The 5391-nt window shown below is 59.0% G+C and carries 6 protein-coding genes; 4 read left to right on the top strand and 2 right to left on the bottom strand.

The window, feature by feature from the left end:
- Nucleotides 1–455 (bottom strand): VTT domain-containing protein (locus tag OP495_RS16350; protein ID WP_280570768.1); only part of this gene is annotated, 455 nt, incomplete at its 3' end.
- Nucleotides 456–663: 208 nt separating this feature from the next.
- On the opposite strand from OP495_RS16350, the gene OP495_RS16345 reads away from it, so the two are divergent.
- On the top strand, nt 664–2298 hold the full coding sequence (locus OP495_RS16345) for a BCCT family transporter (RefSeq protein WP_280562781.1): 1635 nt from the start codon (nt 664–666) through the stop codon (nt 2296–2298).
- A gap of 293 nt (nt 2299–2591) precedes the next feature.
- Here the strand turns inward: OP495_RS16345 and OP495_RS16340 are convergent, their stop codons facing one another.
- Nucleotides 2592–3020: a hypothetical protein gene (locus OP495_RS16340; protein ID WP_280562782.1), complete on the bottom strand. Its 429-nt coding sequence runs from the start codon at nt 3018–3020 to the stop codon at nt 2592–2594.
- A 125-nt stretch (nt 3021–3145) separates the two neighbouring features.
- Here OP495_RS16340 and OP495_RS16335 point away from each other — a divergent pair, with 125 nt between their 5' ends.
- The 3 genes from OP495_RS16335 to OP495_RS16325 all read left to right on the top strand — a co-directional run bounded on the left by OP495_RS16335 (nt 3146) and on the right by OP495_RS16325 (nt 5149).
- A complete protein-coding gene (locus OP495_RS16335) occupies nt 3146–3853 on the top strand; it encodes an extensin family protein (RefSeq protein WP_280570767.1) in 708 nt (235 codons plus the stop codon).
- 106 nt (nt 3854–3959) lie between these two features.
- The gene (locus OP495_RS16330; RefSeq protein WP_280570766.1) at nt 3960–4586 is read left to right on the top strand and encodes a YbhB/YbcL family Raf kinase inhibitor-like protein; all 627 of its coding nucleotides are present in this window, start codon (nt 3960–3962) and stop codon (nt 4584–4586) included.
- A 26-nt stretch (nt 4587–4612) separates the two neighbouring features.
- Entirely contained in the window at nt 4613–5149 is a 537-nt protein-coding gene (locus tag OP495_RS16325) for a carboxypeptidase regulatory-like domain-containing protein (RefSeq protein ID WP_280570765.1), read from the top strand.
- Nucleotides 5150–5391: the final 242 nt, after the last annotated feature.

Below are 5391 nucleotides of genomic sequence, written 5' to 3'. Positions count from 1 at the left end.
ACGCCCCGGGCCAGCAAGGCGGCCAACAGGAACAACGGAAATGGGTAGCCGCTGGAACCGGCAGCGAGCATAGCGATCTGGAAAGGAATGGGAATGATGCCCACCGCGAGCACTGCCATAAAACCGTCGCTGGCCATGCGCGCCTGAAAGGCGGCATAGGCGTCCTGGCCACCGAACAAAGGAATAAGCGTCGTTCCCCAGGTATTCAATGCCCAGGCGCCCAGTGCGTAGCCGATACAGGCGGCGGCCAAGTTGCCGGCCAGCGCTACGCCTGCCAGGCGCCATTTGCGACGTGGCTGGGCCAGCATCCAGGGAACCAGGATGGTCTCGATGGGAATCGGCACCAGGAGGGTTTCCAGTATCGAAGCCAAAAACAAAAGCGACAGGGCATGCCGTGAATGTGAAAAATGCTCGAGCCAAGCAGTGGCGGAAGCCAGGCGGTTCATGGACGGCATAATAGGCTCTTCAATGGCGTTTAATGGTTGATATGCTTAAATATAGATTACGGTTATGGTCGTGCAGCGTTGGTTCTGCCATCGTTGTCGATTGGTCTCACGAGCCCTGCTTTGGTTCCTTGGGCCATTGCAGGCATGCCGAGCTCGGTGATAAGAACCCGGAAGGTGCATGAGGCACTGTATCGTTGGAGACTAAAGGGATAACGGCATGGCCAATATTGGAAGGCAATACGTATTCATCGTCTCTGCCCTGATCGTTGCGGTTCTGGTCGCCATTGGTGCGGCCTTTCCCGAGGGCTTCGGTGAGGCGGCATCGACGGCATTATCAACCATTTCACACTATTTCGGGTGGTTCTACCTGTTCTCGGTCTTCGGGTTTGTAGTGTTTCTGTTGACGCTGGCTTTCAGCAAGTACGGCAAGATTCGCCTGGGCCCGCAGGATAGCTCGCCCTCCTACAGCTTTTTCTCGTGGGTCAGCATGCTGCTGGCGGCGGGATTTGGCGTCGGGTTGGTATTTTATGGCATGGCCGAGCCGATGACACACTTTCTCGAACCGCCTTACGGTGACATGGAAGGCGGCACCGAAGAAGCGGCACGCTATGCCATTCAATATAGCTTCTTCAATTGGGGCATTCATCAGTGGGCGGCGTTCTCGGTGGTGGGGTTGATCATCGCCTATTACCAGTTCCGCAAGGGGCAGGCGGGACTGGTGTCCAACGTACTGTCGAGCATGACCGCCAAGCGGCCCAAGTTGCGTAAGGTTGGGCCGGCACTGGATGTGTTCGCCGTGGTGGCGACCGTGATGGGGGTAGCGACCTCCATCGGCCTGGCGGTGTTGCAGATCAACGGTGGTCTACACGCAGTATTCGGTGTCGAGGAAGGCATCCAGTGGCAATTCATCATCATGGGTGCCATGTTCCTGTGTTACATGGTGTCCACCTGGTCGGGGCTGGATAAGGGGATCAAGCGCCTCTCCAACCTCAACATGGTGCTGTGCTTCGCGTTGATGTTCTACGTGTTGCTTACCGGGCCGACCGTGGCGATTCTCGAAACCATTACTCTGGGCATCGGTGATTACCTGCAGAACATCGTGGGGATGAGCCTGCGTATCGCGCCTTATAGCGATAATACCTGGGCGAGCAATTGGACGATTTTCTACTGGGCGTGGGTCATTGCCTGGTCGCCGTTCGTGGGGACCTTCGTGGCGCGTGTTTCGCGCGGTCGGACCATCAAGGAATATGTGTTTGGCGTGTTGATCGTGCCGCCGCTGCTGGCCTGCCTGTGGATCGGCGTCTTCGGTGGAGCGGCGCTCAATATGGAGCTGACCGGCGATGTCGGGCTGGCCTCGGCAACGGCTGACAACATCACCGTGGCGCTGTTCCAGATGTTCAACTTGATGCCACTTTCTAATGTATTGTCGATAGTGGCGCTGTTTTTGATCTTCATCTTCCTGGTGACGTCTGCAGACTCGGCGACGTACATCGTCTCGCAGATGACCGATGGCGGCTCACTGAATCCGCCCCTGGTGAAGCGGATTATCTGGGGTGTGTTGATCGCAGCGATCTGTCTCACCTTGCTGGTTGCCGGGGGCTTGAACGGGTTGCAATCCGCCGCGGTGCTGGCGGCATTGCCATTCACCTTCATTCTCTATGGCATGATTCTCGTCTTGGTCAAGGAGTTGCGCGCGGACCGCAAGGCAATGCTGACTTCGCTGTACCATCGTCACGGTGAAACCCCGGTCGGCGCCGATGCCTTCGAAGCTGAAACATTGGCCGATGCCGAGCGATATCGTCGCGCTCCGAATGTGGTCAACCGGCGTATCAATACGCGTGAAGGCGGGTAATGCATCACATGACGACATGTGTAACGCTCGGTTTCGGTCGGGCGTTTGACGTTGGTGAAAAGGCGCTCCACCCCTTATGGTAAGCCAAATTGCATGCACGGGAGTGAGGAGTGTCCCAAGTGGCCAAAGCAGGCAGGCGGCGACACCAAGGTGCCACTCGCCGCCGTAGAGGAGGCCCTGTGCGTCCCCGGGGCGGCGTCGACGCTTGGTTGAATCGACTGGTGAGCATCGCCGTGCTCACCGCGTTGATCGTGGGCATATTGGCGTTGCTGGTAACCTTGTTGTGGGGTTAATCACGTTGGTTGTGGTGAAATTCTCCAGAGCCCGAAGCAGCGTGCGAAGACCCAGATGCCCATCCCCCAGGCACCATTGACCAGAAAGCCGATAGGAAACCCAGCGAGGTTGAGGCCGCGCCCCTTGAGCGGAAAGACGATGAACAGCGCCACGAGTGTCAAGGCGATGCCGCCGAACAACACGCTTTTCCACCACAGACCGGTCGTGACGTGGAAACGCGTGAATGCCCACAGCATGACGATCCCCCATACACCGCCCCAGAAGCTTGCCGACAGCCACTGAGGAATATCCAGGGGTGGTACGGCTGTCATGCCATAGGGTGCAGACGGAATAATGGCGTAAGCGTGTAACAAGCCCGCCATGGGCTGATGGAAGCAAAGCACCGCGAAGAAGCCAGCGATGAAGGCGAGTGGAATCCAGCGTGGCATGGCAATTCTCCTTTCAGATCGAAGGTGCGTACAGTATCGGTCAAATTTACATGTCTTACAGGATGATCGTCATATGATTTCTGGCGTTCTCTACACTGTAGGCTTTGCACCATGCCAGGAGCACCATGAAACCGCCGCTTGCCTTCCTCGCGTTGAGTTTCGCCGTGATTGCCGCCGGTATCGCTCTGGACAAGGGCGTCTGGACAGTTCCCCGGGCATGGAATCCTTTTCAGCCCTTGCACATCGAAGACTCGTTGACCCCGGTCACGCAGTGGAAGTTGCGCCGACTCAAGGGGGACCGCGAGGCATGTCGCGATGTTCTCGACTCCGCGCCTGACGGTACCCTGAATTACACGCCACTGGCGGATTACACTCCCGTTGCCGGCTGCCCGCTTAAAAACGTGGTGCGTGTGCGCCGTGCTGGCGTCGATTTCAATGCCAGCTTCGTGGCCAGCTGTCCACTGGCGGTGGCTTGGACGCTGTTCGAGCGTCAACGCTTGCAGCCGGCTGCGCGGGAGGTATTCGGTGAGCCGGTGGAGTCGGTGCGTCACTTGGGGAGCTTTGCGTGCCGCAATATCTATCATCGCGACAATGCTCGCCGCAGTGACCATGCCTCTGCTGAGGCGTTCGATGTGGCGGCCTTTCGGATGGCGGACGGACGTCGTGTGTCCGTGCTCGACGACTGGGAAGGCGACGATGACGCGGCGAATTTCCTGCATCGCGTGCGCGACGGTGCCTGCGAAGTATTCGGGACGACCCTCGGGCCAGACTACAATGCCGCGCATGCTAACCATTTCCATTTTGGCATGCGCGGCATCTCGTTGTGTCACTAGTGACATAGTGCATGGGCGCGCCGTTCGTCCTATGCGCAAAACCTCATGGATGTGCCAAACTGAAGGACGTCATCTTCTTCACCACGGACTACCCGGAGGCAGCCGCATGCGCATCGACGTGCAGGACATCATCGACGGTGAACCTATTCCCGAACGCTTCGCGTTCGCCGTTCCCGATCCCGAGCAACACCTTCGTTTCAGCGGCAATCGCAACCCGCGTGTTCGCTGGCACGATGTGCCCGCCGGGACGCTTAGCCTTGCGCTGCTGGTGGTCGATGTGGATGCGCCCACGGATCCTGGCGATGTCAATCAGGAAGGCCACAGCGTGCCAGCCGACCTACCGCGTGCCGATTTCTACCACTGGGTCTTGATCGATATCCCAGTGCAGGTGAGCGGCATCGACGAAGGCGAAGATGCCGACGGTGTCGTGGCCATGGGCAAGGCACCGGGTGAGACCGGCAAGGGCGTGCGCGGTATCAATAGTTATACGGATTTCTTCGTCGATGACGAACAGCTCGAAGGTATCTATGGGGGCTATGATGGACCTTGCCCTCCGTGGAACGATGCTCTGGTGCATCGCTATCACTTCACCGTCTATGCGCTGGATGTGGCCTCGCTGGGTCTGCAGGGCGAGTTCACCGGTGATGAAGTGCTCGACGCCATGCAAGGGCATGTCATCGAGCAATCCAGCGTGATGGGTACTTACACACTCAACCCCGAGCTGGCACGTTAAGCTCGTTCACAAAGGTGGCTCATGGAATGAGACATAGACGCACGGGATGGTGGCTGGCCCTGGTGGGGCTGGCGCTGAGTGGCTGTGAAATGCTGCCGACGGGGGGACCGACGCAGCCCGTCGATATCGAGGAAGCCGGCGAAGGCACGCCGGTGGGCGCCGTCGAACGTCAGGTCGCGTTTCCCGCCGAGGAATACGCCAAGCTGGACAAGCAAGGCGCTGCTGTCGTTAAAGGCCGGTTGCGCTACACCTCATCGACGGAAGGCACGTTGGTGGGCAAGAACGAAACCGTATCGATCGCCCCGGCTACGCGCTATTCCGCCGAGGCCGCCGAAGCCGCGTTGGCGGGGAAGCGTATCGAGCCTGCGGACCCACGTGCCCGTGAATACACGCATTACGCCAAGACCAACGACAACGGATACTTCGAAGCTACCGGCATCCCCGCGGGGGTCTTCTATGTGGCCGGAAGCGTGCGACTGCCGGATGGCTCGCGCAGCCCGCTGATCCTGAAGCAGATCGAGATCGGCGCCGGGCAGACGCGAGAGGTCGATCTAAGCCGTTGACGCGCGATACATGAGCCCAATGACGAACGCCCCGCCGGTTGTGGCAGGGTGTTGCTGGTTCGTTGCCTGTCCGCGCTGAAAAGCGGGGGTGACCCAGTCACGAGCGTCAGCGCGAGTGCGTGGGTGTCTTCTTGTAGTGTCCGGGCACTGTCACGCGTTCACCATTGGGCAGATCGCGGACATAGGTAGGGACGTAGACACGTTTGATGACACTCTTGGCTTCCGCCATGATCCAGTCTCCT

The sequence above is a fragment of the Chromohalobacter sp. 296-RDG genome (assembly GCF_029889885.1).
In the GTDB taxonomy this organism is placed as follows: Bacteria; Pseudomonadota; Gammaproteobacteria; order Pseudomonadales; family Halomonadaceae; genus Chromohalobacter.
Note: the sequence above shows the minus strand (reverse complement) of the source record. Positions and strands in the feature narration are given on the sequence as shown.